At 43.9% G+C, this 22,714-nt stretch carries 23 protein-coding genes; 5 read left to right on the top strand and 18 right to left on the bottom strand.

Annotated elements, in window-relative coordinates; translation table 11 throughout:
• Positions 1–31: 31 nt before the first annotated feature.
• The 3 genes from ACY8D0_RS11805 to ACY8D0_RS11795 all read left to right on the top strand — a co-directional run bounded on the left by ACY8D0_RS11805 (position 32) and on the right by ACY8D0_RS11795 (position 3,206).
• Complete coding sequence (locus ACY8D0_RS11805; protein ID WP_462410701.1) at positions 32–1,477, top strand: 6-phospho-beta-glucosidase; 1,446 nt, start codon at positions 32–34, stop codon at positions 1,475–1,477.
• A gap of 431 nt (positions 1,478–1,908) precedes the next feature.
• Positions 1,909–2,565 carry a helix-turn-helix transcriptional regulator gene (locus tag ACY8D0_RS11800; protein ID WP_462410700.1) on the top strand — a complete coding sequence of 219 codons (657 nt, stop codon included), beginning with the start codon at positions 1,909–1,911 and terminating at the stop codon, positions 2,563–2,565.
• A 167-nt stretch (positions 2,566–2,732) separates the two neighbouring features.
• Complete coding sequence (locus ACY8D0_RS11795) at positions 2,733–3,206, top strand: hypothetical protein (protein ID WP_462410699.1); 474 nt, start codon at positions 2,733–2,735, stop codon at positions 3,204–3,206.
• 110 nt (positions 3,207–3,316) lie between these two features.
• Here ACY8D0_RS11795 and ACY8D0_RS11790 read toward each other — a convergent pair whose 3' ends face one another.
• From ACY8D0_RS11790 to ACY8D0_RS11770, 5 genes are all read right to left on the bottom strand, one after another.
• Positions 3,317–3,469 (bottom strand): hypothetical protein, encoded by a 153-nt coding sequence (locus ACY8D0_RS11790; RefSeq protein WP_462410698.1) that lies wholly within the window; start codon positions 3,467–3,469, stop codon positions 3,317–3,319.
• Positions 3,470–3,628: 159 nt separating this feature from the next.
• Complete coding sequence (locus ACY8D0_RS11785; protein ID WP_462411350.1) at positions 3,629–4,963, bottom strand: L-cystine transporter; 1,335 nt, start codon at positions 4,961–4,963, stop codon at positions 3,629–3,631.
• A 219-nt stretch (positions 4,964–5,182) separates the two neighbouring features.
• Positions 5,183–6,169 carry a PrsW family glutamic-type intramembrane protease gene (locus tag ACY8D0_RS11780; protein ID WP_462410697.1) on the bottom strand — a complete coding sequence of 329 codons (987 nt, stop codon included), beginning with the start codon at positions 6,167–6,169 and terminating at the stop codon, positions 5,183–5,185.
• Between the two features lie 200 nt (positions 6,170–6,369).
• Positions 6,370–6,996, bottom strand: a complete 627-nt coding sequence (locus tag ACY8D0_RS11775; RefSeq protein WP_462410696.1) for an SdpI family protein — start codon at positions 6,994–6,996, stop codon at positions 6,370–6,372.
• On the bottom strand, positions 6,993–7,280 hold the full coding sequence (locus tag ACY8D0_RS11770) for an autorepressor SdpR family transcription factor (protein WP_462410695.1): 288 nt from the start codon (positions 7,278–7,280) through the stop codon (positions 6,993–6,995). The genes ACY8D0_RS11775 and ACY8D0_RS11770 overlap by 4 nt, the downstream gene beginning before the upstream one ends.
• A gap of 334 nt (positions 7,281–7,614) precedes the next feature.
• Between ACY8D0_RS11770 and ACY8D0_RS11765 the strand changes: the two genes are divergently transcribed.
• Complete coding sequence (locus ACY8D0_RS11765; protein ID WP_462410694.1) at positions 7,615–8,457, top strand: serine hydrolase; 843 nt, start codon at positions 7,615–7,617, stop codon at positions 8,455–8,457.
• A gap of 64 nt (positions 8,458–8,521) precedes the next feature.
• Here ACY8D0_RS11765 and ACY8D0_RS11760 read toward each other — a convergent pair whose 3' ends face one another.
• The 7 genes from ACY8D0_RS11760 to ACY8D0_RS11730 form a co-directional block, all read right to left on the bottom strand.
• Positions 8,522–9,223, bottom strand: a complete 702-nt coding sequence (locus ACY8D0_RS11760) for a hypothetical protein (RefSeq protein ID WP_462410693.1) — start codon at positions 9,221–9,223, stop codon at positions 8,522–8,524.
• Between the two features lie 2 nt (positions 9,224–9,225).
• On the bottom strand, positions 9,226–9,975 hold the full coding sequence (locus tag ACY8D0_RS11755; RefSeq protein ID WP_462410692.1) for a hypothetical protein: 750 nt from the start codon (positions 9,973–9,975) through the stop codon (positions 9,226–9,228).
• Entirely contained in the window at positions 9,935–10,855 is a 921-nt protein-coding gene (locus tag ACY8D0_RS11750) for an ABC transporter ATP-binding protein (protein ID WP_462410691.1), read from the bottom strand. The genes ACY8D0_RS11755 and ACY8D0_RS11750 overlap by 41 nt, the downstream gene beginning before the upstream one ends.
• A complete protein-coding gene (locus ACY8D0_RS11745) occupies positions 10,852–11,229 on the bottom strand; it encodes a GntR family transcriptional regulator (protein WP_462410690.1) in 378 nt (125 codons plus the stop codon). Before ACY8D0_RS11745 ends, ACY8D0_RS11750 begins: the two co-directional genes overlap by 4 nt.
• A 149-nt stretch (positions 11,230–11,378) precedes the next feature.
• On the bottom strand, positions 11,379–13,055 hold the full coding sequence (gene treC, locus ACY8D0_RS11740; RefSeq protein ID WP_462410689.1) for an alpha,alpha-phosphotrehalase: 1,677 nt from the start codon (positions 13,053–13,055) through the stop codon (positions 11,379–11,381).
• A gap of 278 nt (positions 13,056–13,333) precedes the next feature.
• Positions 13,334–14,578: an ATP-binding protein gene (locus tag ACY8D0_RS11735; RefSeq protein WP_462410688.1), complete on the bottom strand. Its 1,245-nt coding sequence runs from the start codon at positions 14,576–14,578 to the stop codon at positions 13,334–13,336.
• A 147-nt stretch (positions 14,579–14,725) separates the two neighbouring features.
• On the bottom strand, positions 14,726–15,211 hold the full coding sequence (locus ACY8D0_RS11730) for a DUF456 domain-containing protein (protein WP_462410687.1): 486 nt from the start codon (positions 15,209–15,211) through the stop codon (positions 14,726–14,728).
• 275 nt (positions 15,212–15,486) lie between these two features.
• Here ACY8D0_RS11730 and ACY8D0_RS11725 point away from each other — a divergent pair, with 275 nt between their 5' ends.
• On the top strand, positions 15,487–15,801 hold the full coding sequence (locus ACY8D0_RS11725; protein WP_462410686.1) for a DUF2628 domain-containing protein: 315 nt from the start codon (positions 15,487–15,489) through the stop codon (positions 15,799–15,801).
• A gap of 68 nt (positions 15,802–15,869) precedes the next feature.
• Here the strand turns inward: ACY8D0_RS11725 and ACY8D0_RS11720 are convergent, their stop codons facing one another.
• From ACY8D0_RS11720 to ACY8D0_RS11695, 6 genes are all read right to left on the bottom strand, one after another.
• Positions 15,870–16,718 carry a MurR/RpiR family transcriptional regulator gene (locus ACY8D0_RS11720; protein WP_462410685.1) on the bottom strand — a complete coding sequence of 283 codons (849 nt, stop codon included), beginning with the start codon at positions 16,716–16,718 and terminating at the stop codon, positions 15,870–15,872.
• A gap of 57 nt (positions 16,719–16,775) precedes the next feature.
• Positions 16,776–17,729 (bottom strand): GNAT family N-acetyltransferase, encoded by a 954-nt coding sequence (locus ACY8D0_RS11715; protein ID WP_462410684.1) that lies wholly within the window; start codon positions 17,727–17,729, stop codon positions 16,776–16,778.
• A 27-nt stretch (positions 17,730–17,756) separates the two neighbouring features.
• Entirely contained in the window at positions 17,757–18,908 is a 1,152-nt protein-coding gene (locus ACY8D0_RS11710) for an exo-beta-N-acetylmuramidase NamZ family protein (RefSeq protein ID WP_462410683.1), read from the bottom strand.
• Positions 18,909–19,292: 384 nt separating this feature from the next.
• The gene (locus tag ACY8D0_RS11705) at positions 19,293–20,249 is read right to left on the bottom strand and encodes a carbohydrate ABC transporter permease (protein ID WP_462410682.1); all 957 of its coding nucleotides are present in this window, start codon (positions 20,247–20,249) and stop codon (positions 19,293–19,295) included.
• A gap of 12 nt (positions 20,250–20,261) precedes the next feature.
• A complete protein-coding gene (locus ACY8D0_RS11700) occupies positions 20,262–21,194 on the bottom strand; it encodes a carbohydrate ABC transporter permease (protein WP_462410681.1) in 933 nt (310 codons plus the stop codon).
• Between the two features lie 73 nt (positions 21,195–21,267).
• On the bottom strand, positions 21,268–22,599 hold the full coding sequence (locus ACY8D0_RS11695; RefSeq protein ID WP_462410680.1) for an ABC transporter substrate-binding protein: 1,332 nt from the start codon (positions 22,597–22,599) through the stop codon (positions 21,268–21,270).
• Between the last annotated feature and the right edge of the window lie 115 nt (positions 22,600–22,714).

The raw sequence follows: 22,714 nt of genomic DNA, 5'->3' as shown, positions 1-22,714 counted from the left end.
AAATTGAATAAAGTAATGGAGAGAATGCTTAATGAGACAACTGAAACCTTTTCCTGATCATTTCTATTGGGGAGGAGCCACAGCTGCCAATCAATTTGAAGGAGCTTGGAATAAAGACGGCAAGGGTGTTAGCATCAGCGATGTCATGACAGATGGGGCGAAAGAATCTCCCCGCCGAATCACTCCCGGTGTAATGGACGGAGAATACTATCCTTCCCATGAAGCAATTGACTTTTATCATAGATACAAAGAAGATATTAAACTATTTGCGGAAATGGGATTAAAAATGTTTCGCATGTCTATCGCCTGGACTCGAATTTTCCCAAATGGCGATGATTTAGAGCCAAATGAGGCGGGCCTGCAATTTTATGATCATGTTTTTAAAGAGTTAAAGAAATATAATATCGAACCGTTGGTAAGTATCTATCATAATGAATTGCCCTATCATTTAGTAACCAAGTGTCAAGGATGGTCTTCTAGAGAAGTGATCGATCATTATATAAGATTCAGCAAGGTCCTATTTGAAAGATATAAAGATGATGTAAAGTATTGGATTACTTTTAATGAAATAAACGCTTTGACCGTTCCTCTAGGCAACTGGAATCACGGAGGTATCATTCATGAAGGAACAGTCTATTTTGAGCATCAGGAAGATGAACCAAATATGCGCTTTCAGGCATTACATAATCAACTCGTTGCCAGCGCTTTGGCTGTAAAATTGGGCAAAGAAATTAATCCGGATTTTCAATTTGGAACCATGATTTGTCACATCACGGTTTACCCATTAACCTGTCATCCTGATGATATGCTGCTCGCACAAAAAGAAGATCAATTTCGCAACTGTTTCTGTGGGGACGTCATGTTAAAAGGTGAATATCCTTATTATGCTTTAACCTACTTTAATGAAAATAATGTTACATTAGATATCACCGAAGAAGATAAACAAGCTTTGAAAGAGGGTATCTGCGATTACTACACTTTTAGTTATTATATGACAATCTGCAAAACGGCTAACCCTGATACCTCTCAAACATCCGGAAATATTATGGGCGGGGCAAAAAATCCGTATTTAGAAATGAATGACTGGAATTGGCAGATTGACCCAAAGGGCTTAAGGTGGACTTTGAATCATGTATATGACAGGTATCGGGTGCCCGTTATGATTACAGAAAACGGTCTTGGTGCATTTGATGTGGTCGAAGATGGCAAAATTCATGACGATTATAGAATTTCCTATACGAAAGAGCACATCAAGCAAATGCAAGAAGCGATAACGGATGGAGTAGAACTCATCGCCTATACCCCTTGGGGAATCATCGACTTAGTAAGTTGTTCTACAGGTGAAATGGAAAAAAGATACGGCTTTATCTACGTCGATAAGAACAACAAAGGGATTGGCTCATTGAAAAGATTGAAAAAGGATAGTTTTCATTGGTATCAAAAGGTAATCGAAACGAACGGTGAAAATCTTAACTAACCAATCAATATCTTATGAAATGATCATGAATGGAAGAGAATAAATGGCCAGTTTCAAGGGTTTTTTTCAAGAAACCCACAAAGGACACCCATCTGACACACAAACAGCGTAAAAAGGTTATCAATGATGGTCAGAAAGTATCCATAAAGTCATAATGAAAAAAATAAAAAAATGCGGTATTTCCAATGTTGAGATGGAGGTATCGCATTTTTTTGACGTTATTTTCAATGAAATGTGTACTGCACCTAACATTTTGGGCTCGGGAAGGAGGGTAAGAGGATTGGAAAGGAATTTGTTTGATAAAAAATAATCAAAGTGATACTATTTTATCACCGCTATCGAGTTTTCGGTATTCCTTATGATTCTGATTGGATCAAAAATGATAGCCTAAACTGTAATATGATAAATACAAGGCAAGGAGAGAATGAATTTTGTCACCAGAAGCCATTCTTAATTCTTATAAACCAATGGTAGAATTTATTTCTAAAATCTACGGAAAAAACTGTGAAGTTATTCTACATGATTTGCGGAATATGGAAAAATCAATTATTGCCATAAGTAATAATCACATCACTTGCAGAGAGATTGAAGGTCCTATTACTGGCTTAGCCTTAAAGATTCTCCAGGCTAAAGAATATGAGCATAAAAATTATATTACTAACTATGTAGGAAGAGTAGCCAATACAGACAAGATCTTGAAATCATCTACATTTTTCATTAAAGATGAAGAAATGAATGTAATAGGCATGCTTTGCGTCAATATTGATGTGACAGAGTTGCACCAAGCGAGAATGACTTTGGATAACTTGTTAATGATTGAGAATCTAGAAGATACTAAGGACGAAGACAATAGGCAAGAGCAATTCACCCCTACTATGGAAGAACTTCTTCATCAAACGATTGTTGAGGTCTTGAAAGGGTATGATCCCGATCCTTCAAGAATTCTTTTGGAAGAGAAAAAAAAGATCGTTGGGGATTTGCATACAAAAGGAGTATTTCTATTAAAGGGTGCGGTCACAGAAGTGGCTAACCGTTTGGACACTTCTGAACCAACGATTTATCGCTACTTAAAAGAATTTCAGCAGTAATAACCAACCCCAGTAGGCATGTCATTGGACAGCTCACATACCTCTGTGGGTTATCGTCTGTAGTCTTCCACTGCTAACCTGATGAAGGGGAACTTTATCCTGAATGATAAGGAATTATTTGGATATCATAAGACAGAGTAAAGACAGTGGTTGGGGTGGAATTCGTTATGATCAAAAAGAGACACTTAATTTTTAATTTGCTGCTAATATTAGTTCCATGGTTAACATTGTTATTTATAGGTAAGCGAAGTTTCAAACGTTATTCTATAGCGGGTGTGTTTATTGTTTTTTTTGAAATCTTGAATCATATTTATGGCAACAGACGGAATTGGTGGAAGTTTTACGATGGGCATAAATCATTTTTTAAGGATGAACTTCCTTTTAGTATCGGACCCTATATGCCGCTTTCCATGTGGTTACTGAAGTTTTCCTATGGTAACTTTAAAAAGTTTGTATTACTCAATGCTATCGCTGACGGGCTGTTTGCTTTTCTTTTTATTGACATCCTGAAAAAATTAAAAATCATCAGCCTTAACCGAATAAATCATATCCAGTTCTTTATCTACTTAAACTACAAAGCTTATCTACTTTATGGTATACAGTTTTTGATTGAAAAGACTAGAAGATTTAACGGGTTTTAACCAATACATTGGTCACACAATAGGCCGGATTCTTAGAGAATCCGGCCTTCCCTTTGTTGTTGCACGATAGCCACCTTGCAGCTTAAAAACAGTCAGAACCTTTCAAGGGTTCATTTTCCCTTTTTCATTGCTTTGCTTAACTTGCTGGCGTTTTCCAAACCATGATCGCTGAAAGAGTTATCACTATTAACGCCTTCGGCAATCGGGCCGCCGTCCATCGTGTTTTGTCTTGGCTTATTGTTATTGGCTTTGGCTTTTGACATGGTCCCACTCTCTTTCTTTCATTGAATTCCATATTAGTTTTGGGCTAAACGTCAAGGAATATCCAATTACATCCCGGGGGAAGTTCTCCCGAATTATAAAAAACGGGGACTACTCTCGTGCTCATATAAATGATGCACAAGAATAGTCCCCCTCTTCTTTTATGCTTCCGCGATGTTTGACTGTTGGTAGGTTTCTTGATCGAGTTCGCCAGTTATTTTGGCAGTTAAAACACCGGTTGTCATTGCGCCGCTTACGTTTAATGCTGTACGACCCATGTCAATCAGTGGTTCGACTGAAATTAACAGACCGACGATGGCCACAGGCAAGTTTAAGACGGACAAGACAATCAAGGCAGCAAATGTCGCGCCGCCGCCCACTCCGGCAACACCAAACGAACTAATTGCCACTACAAGAATCAGTGTAATAATGAAGGAAATGCTGGTTACGTCAATTCCTGCCGACGGTGCCACCATGATGGCTAACATCGCAGGATAAATGCCGGCACAGCCATTCTGACCAATGGATAGTCCAAATGAACCCGCAAAGTTGGCAATCCCTTCCGAAACCCCCAAATCCTTCGTCTGTGTTTTGATATTCAATGGCAAGGTTCCTGCACTCGAACGTGAAGAGAAAGCAAATGTTAAGGTTGGCAATGCTTTTTTCACATAGCTGGCAGGATTCAATCCCGCTATCGTGATGAGCAGCAAATGCACAAGGAACATCACAATCAATGCCACATAAGAAGCGATGACAAATTTCCCTAATTTTATGATGGCGTTATAATCGCTCGTTGCCATAACTCTCGTGATAATCGCCAAAATGCCGTAAGGAGTTAATCGGAGAACCAATGAGACAACACGCATAATGATCGTGTACAACGTATCAATGATTTTGGCAAAAAACTCTGCCTGTTCAGGCTGTTTGCGCCTTACTCCTAGATAAGCAACCCCAATAAAGGCAGCAAAAATAACGACGGCAATCGTGGAAGTTGGGCGGGCACCAGTCAAGTCTTGGAATGGGTTGCTCGGAAGCAACTCAACGATTTGCTGTGGTACGGTCATATCTTGTACAGTGACCACTTTTTCCTGAATCATGTCATTGCGGGCCTTTTCCGCTTCCCCTTCACTCAAGTGGATGCCGTCCAAGTGAAAACCCAGTGCGGACCCAATCCCAAGGGCAGCCGAAACCGCAGTGGTTCCAAGCAAGAGAGCAATAACTAAGAAACTAATTTTTCCGATGTTCTTAGTCAGTTTTAATTTCGTAAACGCACCTACAATCGAAATAAATACAAGCGGCATAACCACCATTTGCAACAGTTTGACATAACCGTTACCGATGATGTTATACCAATCTATTGTATTTGTGGTGATAGCAGAAGTGGTACCATAGATCAGATGAATAATAAAGCCAAAAACGATACCTAAGCCCAGTGCAGTGAAAACACGTTTGGAAAAAGAAACATGCTTTTTTTGCATGGCAAATAAACCAGCCATTAATGCCAGTAAAATAATGATATTAATAATGATAAGTACAGTATTCAATTTGTTTCCCCCCTTATATTTTACTATGCCATTTTAATACTATTAATCCTATATATCAAGTAGGAATAGTTATATTAGACATATTTTTTATTTTTCTAATATAATTTATTTTCATAAAATAAAGGACTGCCCCATCCTCCAATTTCGGAAGAACAGACACAGTCCCTTGATCTAAACCACTGATTTCCTCTTTCCTATCTCCTTCAGTCCGGCACGAATGAGCAGGAAAACGACGATCCATGAAGCAACCATCAAAAAAATATGACCAAAGGGAAACATTCCTGTGATAGGAGTGTCCCAAAGTGCATGCATCGCCACGACCAGGGCAAAAACGCGCCAAAATTTAAAATGAAATAACAGTTTGAGATTAAACGGCTGTTCCCCTTGTACCCTGCAAAAAGCTGCACCTGTCAGGGCTGCCCAAGCGACATGCCCGCCTGGAGCAAAAACCCCCCGCCACAGGATGGTGTTAATAAGATTGGCACCATCTCCGGAAAGTAGTGACCTTAAGGCATATCCCGCCGTTTCAAACGCAGCAAACCCCGCGCCGACGGCAGCACCGATTAATAGCCCGTTCAAAATGTACTTGTATTTCCGGTATCGCACAAAAATTATGACTGTAATCGCTTTGGCCAGCTCCTCAGCTATGCCAATTGTGATGGGGTTAATGACATTTCGAAGGATATCAAAAAAACCGATAGCGACTAACATCGAGAGTATGCCGCCCACCAACACGTAATACATTACCCGGTAAAAAGCGATGTTTTGCGGGGCGTTCATCTCCCAAAAGAAAATCAATGTCGTAAAGGGAACTGCAAAGGAACCGACGAGGATGAGTCCTGGGATAAAATTCACATTCCCAAAATAGCTGACACCTGCATAAAAACCCGCGAACGCCAGAAGCGCAATGATGAACACCCTCGCAAACAGCCAAGGCTTTGGCCAGGTGTCCGTCACTTCGGTAATTTTGGGAGTGGTCAGCGCCGTACCGACAATAAACAGCCGCTCTGCTTCCAGGTCGCTGTGATTCCGGAGAACACGGGAAAAGACGTTTTGAAATTTTGGTTCAATGGAACGCTCAAACTTCGGTACCGCATCGACATAATGGGCAAACTCATAAAAAAAGCTAGTATCTTCCTCCGGCGTGTTATTCTTCATAAACTTTTCGCCACAATTTAGGCAGAACTTCACCCCATCCGGATTCGAATAAACACATTGCGGGCATTTCAAAAAACCTCACCCCTCTTAACCATCAATAACAATCTCAGGAAAGAGTATGCCCAACTATTGGTTAAAAATGTGCGGGTGCGGGGAAGGTTACCTCCACACGAACTGTTCCCGCGGTTTTCACACAAGATTTAGGCTTTGATATAGAAATAGTAGGAAGATAACATAATCAGGGCTATGCTGAGCACAATAATCGGTATGACGTAGTAGGCTTGGATGGCTGCCGGTATGATGGGGACCATCAGCAGCAAAATTCCTGATATGACAAACACCTTTCCCCCGAAACGGTGTGTTTTTTTCCATACGTCTTCGCTCGCCAAGGTCCACGGCGTCCGGATGCCGACGAAGTAATTGTGTTTGAATTTGGGACTCAAATTGCCAATAAAGATAAACAAGAAGCCGACTAGTTCAGGAACCACATATTCCGGGTTGACGAATCCTAAACCAGTTGTGATTTTGACAGCTTGAAATAGCAACAAGAAGAAAAGAATTCCGTTCATGATTAGGTAATACGTGCCTTCGAAACGTTTGTAATTATTTTTCTTCGGATCAATTTTAGGCAATATCATGGTGACAAGGTACAAAATTAACATAATCAGCGGCATGGAAAATAAACCAAAGGGTTTCGGGCCATAGCGGTCGGGAGCTCCTTTATAGTTCCAATGCTCAGCCACTTGGTCGGGTAAATACGGGTATGCCACTACCGTTCCAATGACGGTCAATAATAACATAAATAAGCCAAACCAATGCTTTTTCATTTCGTTTCTCCCTCTTCCTCTTTTGTCAGAAAGTCCATAAACCAAGTGACCACATCCTCAAACACACTTGTATTAAGAGAATAAATCACCTGCTGGCCCTTTTTTTCGGCATCGACCAAATTGGCCTGTTTCAATAAATTCAGATGGTGGGATATGCTGGGCTTTGACATACTGAAATGATCGGCAATTTCACCAGCCGACAGGTCTTGCTTTTTCAACAACTGGAGAATTTTCCTCCTGCTGGGGTCCGACAACGCCTTGAAAGCATCATTCATATCAAACACTCTTTTCTTTTTGTCTGTTAATCGAAAAAGTTAATTATTTAACTCTGTTGATTGGAGCTGATAAGCTCGACTCCTGCGGGAGAACGGGGCTGGAGCGGAAATCAACAACCTAATTCTACAGAGACTTCTTTTTAAAAAAAGCTGTGTTTAGTTATTTAGATAAACATCTAAATATATAATATTTTAATAATAGGGATAAGACAAGACCACTTGTTAAATATTTTGATAAACTCTTAAAAGTCTTTAGAGAATCAAAAAGGATTCTTATGGAATTTGCAGAATTTTTGAATGAGAGTTCTAAAAATACCTATCAACAAGAAAGCAGTGAAGAGAATTGAAAGACCAACAACTAACATCATGGCCTGAAATAGGGGCGGTCATCGTGCCGTTACTGAAAGAGGCAAAAGCAAGGGGCGTGCGGGTATCGATTGCGATGACTGATTTATCAGGGAAAGGTGTCCAACGTTCGCTTCAACTAGGTTCAACGGCTCCTTACAATCCCGCGAGCGTGATTAAACTCGCGTTAATTGCCGCCTTGATGCGGCAGGCCGACCGCGGGGTCATCACCCTTGATGCCCCCATGACCGTCTCCCCCTACATGGTGGTTGGCGGTTCCGGCATCACCCAAGATGAGGCCATGCCTTTTAACACGACGGTATCGGAGTTAGCCCGCCGCACAATCGTATACAGCGATAACACCGCGACAAATGTATTGTTTTACTATGTCGGGATCCCGACCGTCCAAGAACTTCTGGATGATCTCGGGCTGAAAGTCATGAAGTTTAACCGGCAGATGTTTCCCGGCCCGCTTATCAACGAGCCGCCGAATGTGACAGATGCGGCCGATACCATAGCGTTACTGAATGCAATCTATACCGGTGATTTCCTGTCTCCCAAGTCACGCGGCCAGATTCTTACGTGGATGAAAGGCCAGCAAGTGGATAGCAAATTCGGATCCGTTCTTAAGGGGAAACCCATCGCCCATAAGACCGGTGAAACCGATAACGTGACACATGATGCCGGCTACTTTCTCATCCCGAGCCACGAGGTCTCCATTGCAGTATTGGCCGAAGTGACCACCACCACCGATTACGACACTGCTCAAAGAATCGGGAATCCAATTGTGCAAAAAATCGGTGCAGCTGTATTCCGTTTTTTGGAAGAAGGAGCTAAATAGGAAACATGCAAAAAGGCACAACGAGCAGTTGTGCCTTTTTCTTTCGTTTGACCTGTCCCAAGCCTCATTCCACATACTGAATATCGAGATTGTTGGGATTGAGTTCAAGATTTTCAGGGATGGAGAGGTATAGGATCCGTGTGCCTCCTATGGTGTAGGAAGAATGGCCAGTGTCGGACTCTCCGGTGAATTGCTTGACTGAATAGACGCTGTTAAACTCGGTAAATTTTAGTTTGTTTTTCGCTGGTTTAAGCACTGTTAGGGTATTTCCTGACAGTTGGATCCGCGGCGGCCCGATTTGTTCTGTAAGATCGTAGCCGTCCATACTGTATCTGGCCCGGTAATAGGCCACTTCAATTTTTCCGTCATCTCCGGTTTTTCTTTTTACCATAACAGGCATGCTCATGGTTCCGTCATCCATTGTAGACAAATTTAGCTGCTGCCCGCCAAAATCATAATCCCACTTCTTTCCTAAAAATTCAGGACCCACCTCTTCAATTCGTCCGGCAAGCGCCATTTGATAAAGTTGTTGGCTTTCCCGGTCAATGTCTTTGTCCTTCACCTGCTTCAAGTCGGTTGCTCCCGGCGGAGGAAACAACATCGTCACGGCCATGCAGATGAGCAGCACGGCTACATACCCGGAGAACACCATTTTGACCCGTTTTTGATAAGAAAACATTCCCCGGCTGACAGTTCCTCCATTCATCACTTTTGTGACGAAAACAACTACTCCAGCTAGCAAAAGAGCTAGGATGATCAGGCTCATGATCAGCGTACCTCCAATCGATTGGACAACCAGGCCGATGCCAGGAACAGCACAAGGGCGGTAACCATGATTTTTACGGTGAAAAGAAGAATGGAAGACTCTGAATGGTAAAATTGGAACACATGGGCAAAGACCCCGGACCTTCCGTCTGCCGTATCCAGGAACAGGCTTCCCAAAAACGCTGCCGGAAGCAGGCCTGCAAACGATTTATGCAGCTGGACCAGCGTTCCTGCCAAATACCCCAGCATGCTGAACAGAAAAATGTACAGGAATGCCGAGAACAGCCCCAACAGGATTTCCGAAGATACCGATAGAACCGGCGTGCCTTTGATAAAATAATCGCTGATGAACAGGTTCACGATGAGTTTTAGCAGATAGGATGACAGAATTGCCGTTATTCCTCCTATAAAACTGGCAGTCAACAAGAATAGCATATTGGATAGATTGCTTGTGACCCGGCTCGTGATGAACATAAAGTCATCGTTCCGGTAAGCCTTTGTCGTGATGAGCACCGCGCTGATAAAGCCCCACAGCATGGTAAACACCTCCACGAAATCGGCCGAATAATAACGGACCTCCGTTTCCACCATTCCGTCACTTGAGCCCATGGAACCCACTCCTGATAAAGAGAAGAGGACCGCTAACAACTGCAGGAAGATAAGAGAGACAAAAACTTGGATATACGCCCGCATTTTATAAGCGTACTGCTTTTTAATAACCTCCGTCATCGTTATGTCCATCAAAGACATCATCAATCCCCCCTTTCGAGTTGCCGGTTAGGTAGACACATAGATCGCTTGTCGAGACTGGCATCAAATCCAGCCCCGCTTCACGGGCACGTTGCCGTTCTTTACCAGAGAAATCATTCCTGACAACCGTGTACATCCTGTCGTCCCCGATACTTTTGGAAAAAAGTATCTGTTTGTCTCCAGCCCATTCTTTTACTAAGGAATCCTTGCCTTGAACGGCTGCCGCCCAGTCCTGTAAATCGGCAATAGGAGAATGGAGAAGTTGCTTGCCTGCTTTTACAACGAGAAGATCCTCCAATAAATCCTCGATTTCATCCAAATAGTGACTGGACAGGATAATGGTCCGCGGATGATCCATATAGTCCTTTAACAATGCCCGGTAAAAATCCTTCCGCACCGCCGCATCCATTCCGGTTGTCGGCTCATCGAACAAGGTCAAGGAACAGCGGGCGGATAAGCCAAGAATCATGTTGAAAGTGCTTTTCATCCCTTTGGACAGGCCCTGATAATACTGAAGCGGATGGAAAGAAAAATAAGCAAACAGCCGAGCAGCAAGTTCACGGTCCCAATTGGGGTAAAAACTCCCTGCCACTGTCAATATTTCTTCAAGGGTCAAGGCGGTGGGCAGATTCAGTTGGTCGTGGACAAACATCACGTTCGCCGATACGGTCAGGTTGTTAAAAGGGGTCAATGAAAAAACCTTGATTTCCCCAGAAGTTTGCCGCAAATAGCCGGCAATTATTTTGAGCAAAGTGGTTTTCCCGGCACCGTTGCGGCCAATTAAACCGGTTATCTTATTTTCCTCGATCCTGCAGGAGAAATTATCAAGCGCTCTAATCCCTCCATACGTTTTGGTCAATCCTGTACATTCAATGACATTCATTCCTTTCCCTCCCCTGTCATGGCCGCCTTAATCATGTCGATTAGTTCCTCTTTGCTGACTTGCAGACGTTTCGCCTCTGTAGCCAGTTCCTCCACCAATCCCGTTAAGGTCTGGGTTTTCCGTTTCGTCAGGATGATTAATTTTGCCTCTTCTGAAACAAACATCCCAAGGCCCCGCTTTTTATAGAGAATGTCTTCATCCGCGAGCATATTTAACCCTTTGGCCGCGGTGGCAGGATTGATATTGAACATTTCCGCCAGCTGGTATTGGGAGTAGATTTTTTGGCCGCTGCCAAATTCTCCGTTCAATATCTCATTCTCCAGCCACTCCGCCAACTGAACATAAATCGGCTTGGATCCGTCGAGATTTAGCATTTAGGCAGCCCTCCTTCCTACCGATATAGTGCATTACTGTTGTAATGCAGTATATATTAATTGGTAATATTAGTCAATAGATAAAAGCAGGGGGCCGGTTCTTTGTGCTCTAAAATAAAGCACAAGAATCGACCCCCTGCAGCATCAAATTATTGTTTTTTTAGATGATAAACAATGGACTCATATGGACGCAAGTTTAAGTTGTCGACATCACTGGTTGAGTCTTTATAGTTTGAGAGCAGGATATCAATCCCGTATCCCTCGGTTTCGATTTCGTCAGGAAATTCAAACTTCGTTTCTTTTCCATAGAAATTATTAACCACCAGCAATTTTTCGTTCTCCCCATTCCGCACATAGGCAAATAGGTCAGGATGGTCGGCTAAAATCAATTGATAGTCCCCATCGGTAATGATGTCGTATTGCTTCCGCAACTGGATCAACTTCTGATAGTGGTAAAACACCGATTCTTCATCATTTAACGCAGTCTCGACATTAATGTCTTGGTAATTGGACGCAACCGGAATCCAAGGTGTCCCGGAAGTAAAACCGGCGTTATCTCTTGCATTCCACTGGATCGGAGTCCGTGAGTTATCGCGTGACTTCTGCCTAAGCATCGCTAAAATTGCTTCCTCACTCAAGCCTTCCTCCAGCTTAATCTTATGGATGTTCAAGGATTCCACATCGCGATAATCTTCTATCCTATCAAAGTTCGGATTGGTCATGCCAATTTCCTCGCCCTGGTAGATGTATGGCGTTCCTTGCATCATGTGAATTGCCGTTGCCAGCATTTTGGCCGACTCCACCCGGTACCGGCCATCATCCCCATAGCGTGACACAATCCGCGGCTGGTCATGGTTACACCAGAACAAAGCATTCCAGCCGCCGCCTTTGTTCATTTCCACCTGCCAGGTAGAGAGGATCTTTTTTAACCATAAGAAATCGAAATCGGCAACCGTCCACTTCTCGCCATTTGGGTAGTCCGCCTTTAAATGATGAAAATTAAACGTCATGCTCAGCTCGTGCTGGTCTGGACGGGTATAATGAATACAATTTTCCACCGTAGTTGAGGACATTTCCCCTACAGTCATTGCCTCATATTTGGAAAACACTTCACGGTTGGTTTCCTGCAGAAATTCATGGACACGCGGGCCATCCGTGTAAAATTTCCGTCCGTCTCCTGTTTCATCGTCAGGGAAATGCTGGTCCTTCGAAATCAAGTTAATGACATCCAAGCGGAAGCCATCGACGCCCTTTTCGAACCAGAACTTCATCATTTCATAGACTTTTTCACGGACCCGCTCATTTTCCCAGTTTAAATCAGCCTGTGTGACATCAAACAGATGCAGGTAATATTGGCCGGTTTTTTCATCATATTTCCACGCGTTGCCGCCAAACTTACTCACCCAGTTCGTCGGTGCGCTCCCATCTTCCTTTGGGTCCCGCCAGATGTAAAAATCGCGGTACGGGTTATCTTTTGAAGAAGCAGCCTGCTTAAACCACTCGTGCTCCGTTGACGTATGGTTCACGACAATGTCCATGATGACTTTCATGCCGCGCTTGTGGGCTTCCTCCAGCAAGCGGTCAAAATCCGCCATTGTTCCGTATTGCTCGTGAATAGCGTAATAATCACTGATATCATAGCCATTGTCACGCTGCGGTGACTTATAGATGGGCGTCAGCCAGACCACGTCTACGCCCAATTCCTTTAAATAATCCAATTTTGCGATAATCCCCGGCAAGTCGCCAATTCCATTGCCTGTTGTATCATAAAAACTTTTCGGATAAATTTGATAGACGACTGCTTTTTTCCACCAAGGATGTGCCATTTCTCTCACCATCCCATTATTGTTTATACTTACTTAACCTCGTATTATCGTTTACCATTCATTTTGAAAAAATAATCCCACTGGACCGTATTGTCCTTAGAATAAATCGCTTTCATCCATGCGCCTGCAACTTGTATATACAGGTTAGTGCATGCCTTTATCCTACACCTGTATATACAAGTTTGTCAATAGACCCTAAAAGAACCCTGCGTAGATTTAAGTGGTACTTACTGGAATCCACAAAAAAATCTGCATCCACCGGACACAGATTTTTTTCCCTAGATATTTTTTAAAGGCAATACAAATCGAAATACCGTCCCGGACCCTACCTCACTGTCGACATATATTTTTCCTTCCATCGCCCTGATGATGCTGTAAACCACCATCATCCCGAGTCCGGTTCCTTTTGAACCTTTGGTGGAATAATAAGGTTCGCCCAGCTTTTCAATCTGTTCTTTCGTCATGCCGACTCCGGTATCTTTGATTGAAATCGTGATATCCGATTCGCTTGTGTTGGTCTCGATTAATATAAATCCGCCATGGGGCATGGATTCAATCGAGTTTTTGATCACATTGATAAAGCATTGGTGGAATTTTTGGCGGTCTCCGTAAATAAAGGAACTGATAGCTAGGTTGGTAACAATCTTGGCAGAATGCTTATTCGCTGTCGGTTTTAGGATTTTCACCACCTGCTGCAGTTCCCGGTTAACATCAATGGATTCAATTTTATCCAAAGTAGGCTTTGAAAACGTCAAATAATCTTGAATGACACGCTCGGCAGATTCGAGTTCCCCCCTGATAATCGACAAATACTCCTGCCTTTTCGCTGGGGCCACCTGATGTTCCTGCATCAGTTGGACAAAACCGATAGCGGCGGTCAATGGATTTCGAATCTCATGGGAGATGGCCGCTCCCATTTGCTCCACCGCATGCAGTTTCTCCGTCTTCACCAATTCGAGCCGCATTTGCGAATTCTTGCTGACAAACTCAATCGCATAAGAAATCATCCCGAGCCCTAACGAAGGAATGACAAGATAAGCAAAGTAGGCGTCCAACCGGTTTTCCGGCGGGCTGACAACCTCCATTAAAACAACGGTCAGGATGTTCAAAAGAATTCCTGAGAGAATCGTTAAAAGCCAGCGGCGTTTCGGAGTTTGCGCCCAGAACAATGGGTGGACTTTCCAGAAAACCATGGCAAGGGCCACATACAGCAAGACATTAAGAAAAAATCCCATGTCCAGTCCATAGAATCCCCGAAGTAAAATCACCGAGACACATAATAAGGGGCCAATGCCAAAATAAAGACCGCCAATTAAGATGGGAATGGACCTCAAATCCAAATAAATATAGTGGTCTTTATGATAGGAAAACAGGAGGCACGATCCTAAAAGGGCCATGAACCACACATATAGCCAAAGTTTGGAAACCACTTTCCCTTGTTTTCTCTCAACCCAAATCACACTAAAAAATAGAATAATCAGCAATAAAGATAGATTAAAGAAAAAGTGGTTAGTAATTTCCATGCGGCACCTCGAAACTTAGATATTAAGGGAGGAAACAAATTACTATGTATACTAATTTTTAAATATTTTAAAAAATTTGTCAATTATTAGAATGAAAAAACATAGGAAGGTTTTGTGGCTTTTACCACCTTAACCGTCCCGATAGTTCTAGATAAATACATCAGCCACAAAAACCCCAATCATAATCAGTTGAATGACGGCTTTGGCCAGGGTTCCGCTTAAAAAGGCAATAAGCGTAGCAAACGCGACTTTTAGGGATTCTTGGAACGATTTTTTTTGCAGCCATTCGATAAGGAGCACCAGGATAAATGGTACGATAATTACGCCAAATGGTGGAATTACGAAGCTGCCGACAATCAGTCCTATGGTCGCCGCCCGCATCCCCCATTTGGATCCTCCGGCTTTATCGACGAAATGGAGATTAGCCAAATAATCGGCCAAAAACAATAAAATCGTCATCAGTGCCAGCATGGTCCACGTAATCCACGAAAGTTCATTCGAATCAATCCCAAATTGATACACCAAGACCCCGGCCCAAATCACCAATACCGCCGGGATGATTGGGTACACTAGGCCAACAAAACTCAAGATAAAACAGGCAATCACAAGAATCCACAATAGGACATCTACCATGCAAAGTCACCTCTCACCCAATTATAATCCATTTTAGGCTCTCTTTACCAATTTGTAACATTGGAACCCATCCTACAATTGGTCTTCCTTCTACCAAAATTCCCATTAATTTGTTAAATATATTTGTAAAAAAGGTAAAAAAAATGTCGGATTTGTGGTATTATTGTCACAGAAGAGGAATATAATCAATGATGTAGCTATTATTTCTTATTTACCGTTTAAGCCTATGTTTCTCTTCATTACAAAGATAAGATAAAATATAGGGGGTTGTTTACTTGAAAGCTGTTTTAAAAAATTCTGGTGGATTAACAAAGGAAGTAAAGGTTGGATTTAGCTGGACTACATTTTTCTTTGGCTTTTTCCCTGCCTTATTCCGCGGCGATTTAAAATGGGCCGTCATCCAGGTCGTCATCGAATTGGTACTTGGCTCATTTACTCTTGGTATTGGTGCATGGGTCAGCGGAGTTGTCTTCTCTTTTGTTTATAATAAAATTTATATTAAAGAATTGATTGAAAAAGGCTACCAACCGGCTGATGAACAGTCAAAAGCATTGTTGGAAAGCCAACAAATCCTTTCTAGAACTGCATAATAAAAATGGCTGACACTAAGTGTCAGCCATTTTTGATTTTAAAAACACATACGCGCCTGTGCTTTTCTTTATTTTTGCCTTTGTTTGATATTATCCCGTAGAATGTCAATCATCTCCCTGGTTGCATCCAGGTGTTTGACGGTTTCTTCGTATGCTTGTGAGGCCACGCACATGAAGAGGATGTCGATTACATGGAGCTGTGCAATCCTTGAGGAGGTGGCCCCGCTTCTAAACGTGGGTTCCCTTGTGGCGGAAGTATACAGCTTGATATCGGCTTGGTCGGAAACCAATGATGAACCATACTTCGTCAAGCTAATCGTATGGGCGCCCTTTTTATTGGCAAGCTCAAGAATTTTGGCCACCTCAAAGGTTTTACCAGAAAAAGAAATCCCCACTACCACGTCATTTTCATTGGCGTTTGCCACCATGGTGGCGGCCATGTGGAAATCCGGGAAAGCCGTCGCCTTTTTGTCAATGCGCAAAAATTTCTGCTGGGCATCCTGGGCAATGATGCTGGAAGCGCCGACCCCAAAAAAGTGAATCATTTCAGCGTTTTGGCATGCCTTCACGGCCCGTTCTAGTTCTTCATAATCCAGCAATTCCGCTGTTTCACGGATGGTTTGGATGCTGTTATTGGTCATCTTTTCAATGATGGACACAGCAGGCTCGTTTGGCTCGATATCGCGAATTCCAACCGGTTTGTTTTTTTGCAAGTCACCGGCGATGCGAAGTTTCAGGTCTTGGAACCCTTTTAAGCCAAGTGATTTGCAAAGCCTGATCACGGCGGCGCTGCTGGTGGAACTCCGCTTCCCCAGCTCGCTTGCGGTTAAAGAAATCGATTCTTGCGGATTATCTAGGATATACAAGGCAATTTTTTGTTCGGATGGAGGAAGGCTCGAATGCATTTCTGACAGCATCACGAGTCCTCCGGTCATGAATGACATGGGCATCATCTCTCTTAGTTTGTTTCTATTTTAAATGGTTCTTTTCATTACATGAAACCGGCGTGTGATTTCAAATCCGGTATTTTTGTAAAGGTATCCGGCAGAGCTCTTTTCGCCGGTCCACAGAAACCAAGCGCCATGCAGCCCTTCGGCGCGCATGTTTTTCAGGCATTCGTTTAATAAAATTTTCCCTAACCCCTTGCCTTGTTCCTCTGGGTCGACCCCAAACGGTCCAAAGCGGTCTGGGATACCTTCGTAGCCGCCGTAGATACAAAAACCAACCAGTTTTTGGTCGTTTCTCGCAACCAAAATACGGTGCAGCGGAAGGCCTTGCAGGATTCCTTCCCGAATCGCCCGGCCCCAATCCGGATTGAATTCGAGATTGGCAAATTGAATGACTTCGTACAAGTCTTTATCCTCGGCAGTTGCGAAAGAGTATCCTTCTTGCTCGCGCTGCTTTTTCAACTCCATGACAAGGTCGGATGGGGCATAGCCGACCAGGCTGCGGTCCATAGCCACGGGCGAGTATTGCTTTTCAAATCCTTGGCTCAAAAGAAAGGCGTAACCTTCCGGGTAAGCCTGTTCATCGATGCCAGGCAAAATATAATTGGGCGCATAAGAGGCAAAAAACACCTGTTTCCGGCCTTCGGATGCAAGAAAGTCAACGGCTGCTTTCATTAACGTTTCACCCACCCCGGTCCGCCGGTAATCCGGATGGATAAAAAAGAATGGAATCCAGCCGTTTTCCGGTTCTAACTCTGTACCGTCCATCGGCAGCAGTCTTCTTACAGCATATACACATCCGATGAATTTGTCATCTTCCGTAGCCACGCGCAGGCCTTTCGGGTCAAAATTCGCGTCCAGCAGCACAAGATTGCGGAATCGCTTGGAAGTAATCGGGTCATGCGGAAGGCTTTCGTTCCATAGCCCCACAATTTTCTGCTCATCGCCAGGCTGATAATAACGATAGGATATCACCATCATTTGCTCCTTTTCGGGATTTTATAAGCTTTATTTGTACAAAAGATACGGCTCCCTTTTGGTTTTGAAAGCCTCTGATTGTTCCTCGCACTGCTCTAAAAACACGTTGGTTGTTCCAGTCAGGATTTGATTCCTTAAACGGTCTGTACCAGCCAGCAAGTCCATCATATACCGTGGTTTTTCGCCGTACTGGACAAAACCAAAATCATTTGGATACATTTCCGCAATGATTTCGAGTAAGGTCAGGCCTGTTTTCAACGAATGGATTGCCTTCCGGTCCACCACATGAAGCTGAACCCCTTCACATGTGCTATCTTTGTGCTTTTGGTAGGTGGGGTTAAACGAAATCGGGCGTGCCAATACACCAGGCAGCCGCTTTTCATTGAACGCCTTGGCCAACCGGTAGCCATCGATATAAGGAGCCCCGACATATTCAAACGGACGTGTCGTGCCCCTTCCCTCCGACAGGTTCGTGCCCTCCATCAAACAGGTGCCAGGATACAAGGTAGCCATATCGATTCCTGTTGTGTTGGGTGAAGGCGGAACCCAGAACAGCCCGGTTTCATCGTAATACTGCCCGCGGTTCCAGTCCTCCATCGGAATGACCGTGAGATCACAAGCAATGCCGAATTCATGCTTAAAAATGAGGGCCAATTCTCCGACCGTCATGCCATGCCGGTTAGGGATGGGATACAAGCCGACAAAGGAGCGAAAACCCTCTTCGACCAAATTTCCCTCCACGACTGTTCCGGAAATCGGGTTGGGACGATCAAGAACGACAAATTGCTTCCCGTGTTCAGCACAGGATTCCATCATATAGGCCATGGTATAAATGTAGGTGTAATACCTTGCCCCGATGTCCTGCAAATCAAAGAACACCACATCGACCGGATCCAGCATGTCCTTGCTTGGTTTCTTGGAAGCCCCGTACAAACTATACACCGGCACATTGGTATAAGGGTCGACAAAAGACTCGACCTTTTCTCCTTCTTTAGCACTCCCGCGTATTCCGTGCTCAGGTCCATAAAGGGCTGTCAGATGCAGGTCCGGATGCCCATGAAACAGGTCAATCGTTGGGGTTAGTTTTTGATTGACCCCTGTCATGTTCGTGACAAGGCCGATTCTTTTTCCTTTATAGTCCAAAGTATTTTTTTCAAAAAGAACATCAAGGCCGATTTTCATTGATATACCTCTTTTCATAAAAGGGCTGTTAAAAAACTCTATGGCTTTTACCACTTGGACCTGGCTTAAAAGGTGAGGTACCCTCGTTAACGACCCTGTGACGTTATTTTGAGTGGTAACAGTGTTTTTTGCATTCTTATGATTAACTACCTTATGAAGCCGTTTTGGTTGAGAACGGTCGTTAATATGTCTGATTAACTACTCTTCTAGGCCATTTTGCCTGAGATTGGTCGTTAATACGAGTCATTAACTACCCTATTAGCCCTTTTTAGAGGGAGTTCGGTCGTTAATACCACTCTATTAACGCCCCTTTTAACCTTCTTGCTGCTGAATCGGTCGTTAATAAAAATAGTTTAGTAGTCCCAAGCCATCACTCCGCTTCTACTATTCCTTTACGCCGCCCAAGGTCAAGCCTTTGACGAAATGGCGCTGGAATAAGACGAACACGATAATCATTGGAATGGAGGCAATCGCGGCCCCGCTCATCAACAACTTAAAGCTGGCCAGGTTGGCATCTTGCAGTGATTTTAATCCGACCGGCAGCGTATAAAGGTTGGCATCATTCAAAACGATGATTGGCCATAGGAAGGAATTCCACACGTTCATAAAGGTGAAGATTCCCAGTGCGGCCAGCCCCGGCCTTGCCAGAGGCAAAACAATACTCCAGTAAGTTTTCCATTCGCCGGCGCCGTCAATTTTAGCGGCATCCAGAAGCTCATCCGGAACAGAATACATAAACTGTCTCATCAGGAACACGCCAAATACCATGGACAAGTCAGGGAAAATCAGCGCCCAATGGGTATCCATAATCCCCAAGTTTTTCACCATCATGAACATCGGAACCAAGGTTACTTGGCCTGGAATCATCATCGTCCCCACTATTATATAGAAGATCAGGTTTCGCCCCGGAAATTGTTTCTTGGCGAGCACATACCCCGCCATCGAGTCGAACAACAGAATCCCCACGGTCACAACCACAGCGATATACGTGCTGTTGATGAACCAGCGGCCGATGTTATTTTTACTAAACAATGTCGTAAATCCGGAAAAACTGTCCTTTACAATTTCATGCATGATTTCCCTGTGATAGGTGGCAGCCTTGTCATCCCCGGCCTTTTCGGCATCACGCGCTTTGCCCCAGTGCTCGAAATATTCCGGAACCCCCATCGGATACAATTTCGGAGGATTGGAATCGACATAGGAAACCGATTGTTTCAAGTCTTCATCCTGGTATTTGCTTAATTGCATGGAGGTGCTGAATACCCAATACAACGGCATGAGGGAAACGACAGAAAAGACAAGCAGTGCTACATAGATGATTGTTTTGTTTAATTTTTCCATGGTGTTTCCCTCCTAATCGTCGTACCGAAGCACACGGAATTGAATAATTGAAAATATAAGAATGATAAAGAATAAAACGATCGATTGTGCCGCGGCGTAACCGAATTCGAAATCGCGGAAGCCTGTTTTATAGATTAAATGGACAAGTGTTTCTGTGGCTGTACCTGGTCCTCCGCCCGTCATCATGATGATTTGGGTGAATACCTGGAAGGAGCCAATCGTGCTTAACAACACCAAATAGAGGGTGGTCGGCTTCAGCATCGGTATCGTGATATGCCGCCATTTTTGAAACCCGCTCGCCCCGTCAATGGTGGCCGCTTCGTATAATGAGTGCGAAATCGATCCCATCGCGGCAAGATATAAAATGATCCCCACACCAAATGGAATCAAACATTGCATGATGATCAAGGACCAGAGTGCGGTAGAGGTTTGGCCTAACCAGTTAATCGGTTCGACTCCAAACCAGCCCAGCACATAGTTGAATAATCCGAAATCATGGTTATACATCCAGCGCCAAACCATCGCGACAATAACCATGGAGGTGACGGTTGGCAGATAAAAGGCTCCGCGGAAGAAGCTCTGGGACCATTTGCCGAGGGGATGAATGAGAGAAGCAATAATGAGTGCACTTATGACGTTAAATGGTACCGTTACGACCGTAAAAAGAAACGTGTTCTTTAATGCATCGTAAAAAGCACTGCTTTGAAAAACTTTCACATAATTTTCAAAGCCGACCCACTCGCTTCCAAAGATTTTGTATTCCTGGAAGGATGATACGAATGCCCATACCACTGGTATCGCAATAAATGCTGTAAACAGGATTAATTTTGGAAGTAAAAAGAGGTAGGCGGCATAATTCTTTTTCATTTGGGTCCATACAGATGTTTTTCTTGCCAAATCTAATGGTTTGGCAGCACTGCTGGTTACATGTTGAACGGGTTTCAAGTTAACTCCCCCAATCTTGATTGAAACATGGCAGACCCTGCTTTTCGCATGGGCCCGCCAAGTTGGTTACTGCTTATTTCAGGAACTCATCGACTTTCTTTTGGGCATCGTCCATCGCTTGTTTGGCTGTTTTTTCACCGTTAAACACGAGTTGAAGTTCGGTTTGGATGGCTTCATCAATTTTTTTCCATTCCGGATGGCGTGGAAGCATGACAGCTTGAGAAGACATCTCTTGAGCGCGGGCCATTTGTGGATTGTCTTTATATGGATCCTTGTCGGCCGTGCTTTTCCGTGCAGGGAACGTGCCATATTTGGTGGCCATCTCGAATTGTTCGTCTGTTGTATTGATATACTTCATGAATTCGCCAACGACTTTCTTCTTGCCGGCATCTTCTTGGTGGAACATGGTCCAGCCGCCTACGCCGCCGATCGTAACTGGTTTACCGGATTTGCCGGTTGGGTAGTTAGCAACCGCGAAATTGGTAGGGTATTTGCCCTGTGCTGCACCAATTGCCCATGTGGCCCAAGGCTGCATGGCAACCGTTCTTTGCTGCGCATTGGCCCATGCTTGGAATGTTCCGCCAACGTCTGCACCGCCTGATGATTCAGGAGAAACTTTGTCTTTTAATTTCAGGTCTGCCAAGCGTTGAATTGCATTAACCGCTTTAGGATCATTGAAAGTGAACTTGGTCAAATCTTTATTTAACGGACTTCCGCCATCGATATAGAAGAATGGCCATGCTTCATAGTAGCCAGGCAGGATGTAAGTGGAGAAACCATATACATCGGTTTTGCCATCGCCATCGCGGTCAAACGTCAACTTTTCCGCTGTATCAAGGAACTCATCCCAAGTCCATTCGCCATTTTTCGGCGGTTCTACGTTACGCTCTTTAAATAGGTCAAGGTTCAACAGCATAGTGTGAACGGTCATGGAGTTAGGAATACCATATAACTTGCCATCATACGTGTAGGCATCAAGTGCATTTGGATAGAAATCCTTTAATTCATCTTTTGTATACAGGTTATCCACGGATTCGAGAACGCCTTGGTCGATTTGGTCGATCGAGACCGCGCTGCCGCTAATATCTACCGGCGCGATATCCGGCCAAGATTTTCCGGCAATGGAAACACCCAGCTTGTTAGGAAGCTCGGCCCATGGAACTTGAACAAGCTCAACCTTGACGCCTTTATGTTCCGCTTCGAAATCCTTAATTTTTTGCTCCATCCAGTGGTATTTATTATCTTTATCATCCGGCCAGCGCGGACCATCCCAAACGGTAATGGTGCCTGTCCAATCTTTGTCGCTGTCAGTGGTTTTGGAAGCTTCTTTTTCATTACTGCTGCATGCCGCTAAAGTCCCCACACTTAATGAAGCGGCAAGAAAAAGGCTAAGCATCTTCTTCATTAGATTTTCCCCCTTAATGACAATCATAAAATAAGTTCATGTTTCATTACCCAGCAACACCTAATCACCGTTTGTTTCCGGCCCTCGCCCCCCTTCAGCAGCTCTTTTTCTTTTA

The organism is Neobacillus camarae (assembly GCF_054950115.1).
Note: the sequence above shows the minus strand (reverse complement) of the source record. Positions and strands in the feature narration are given on the sequence as shown.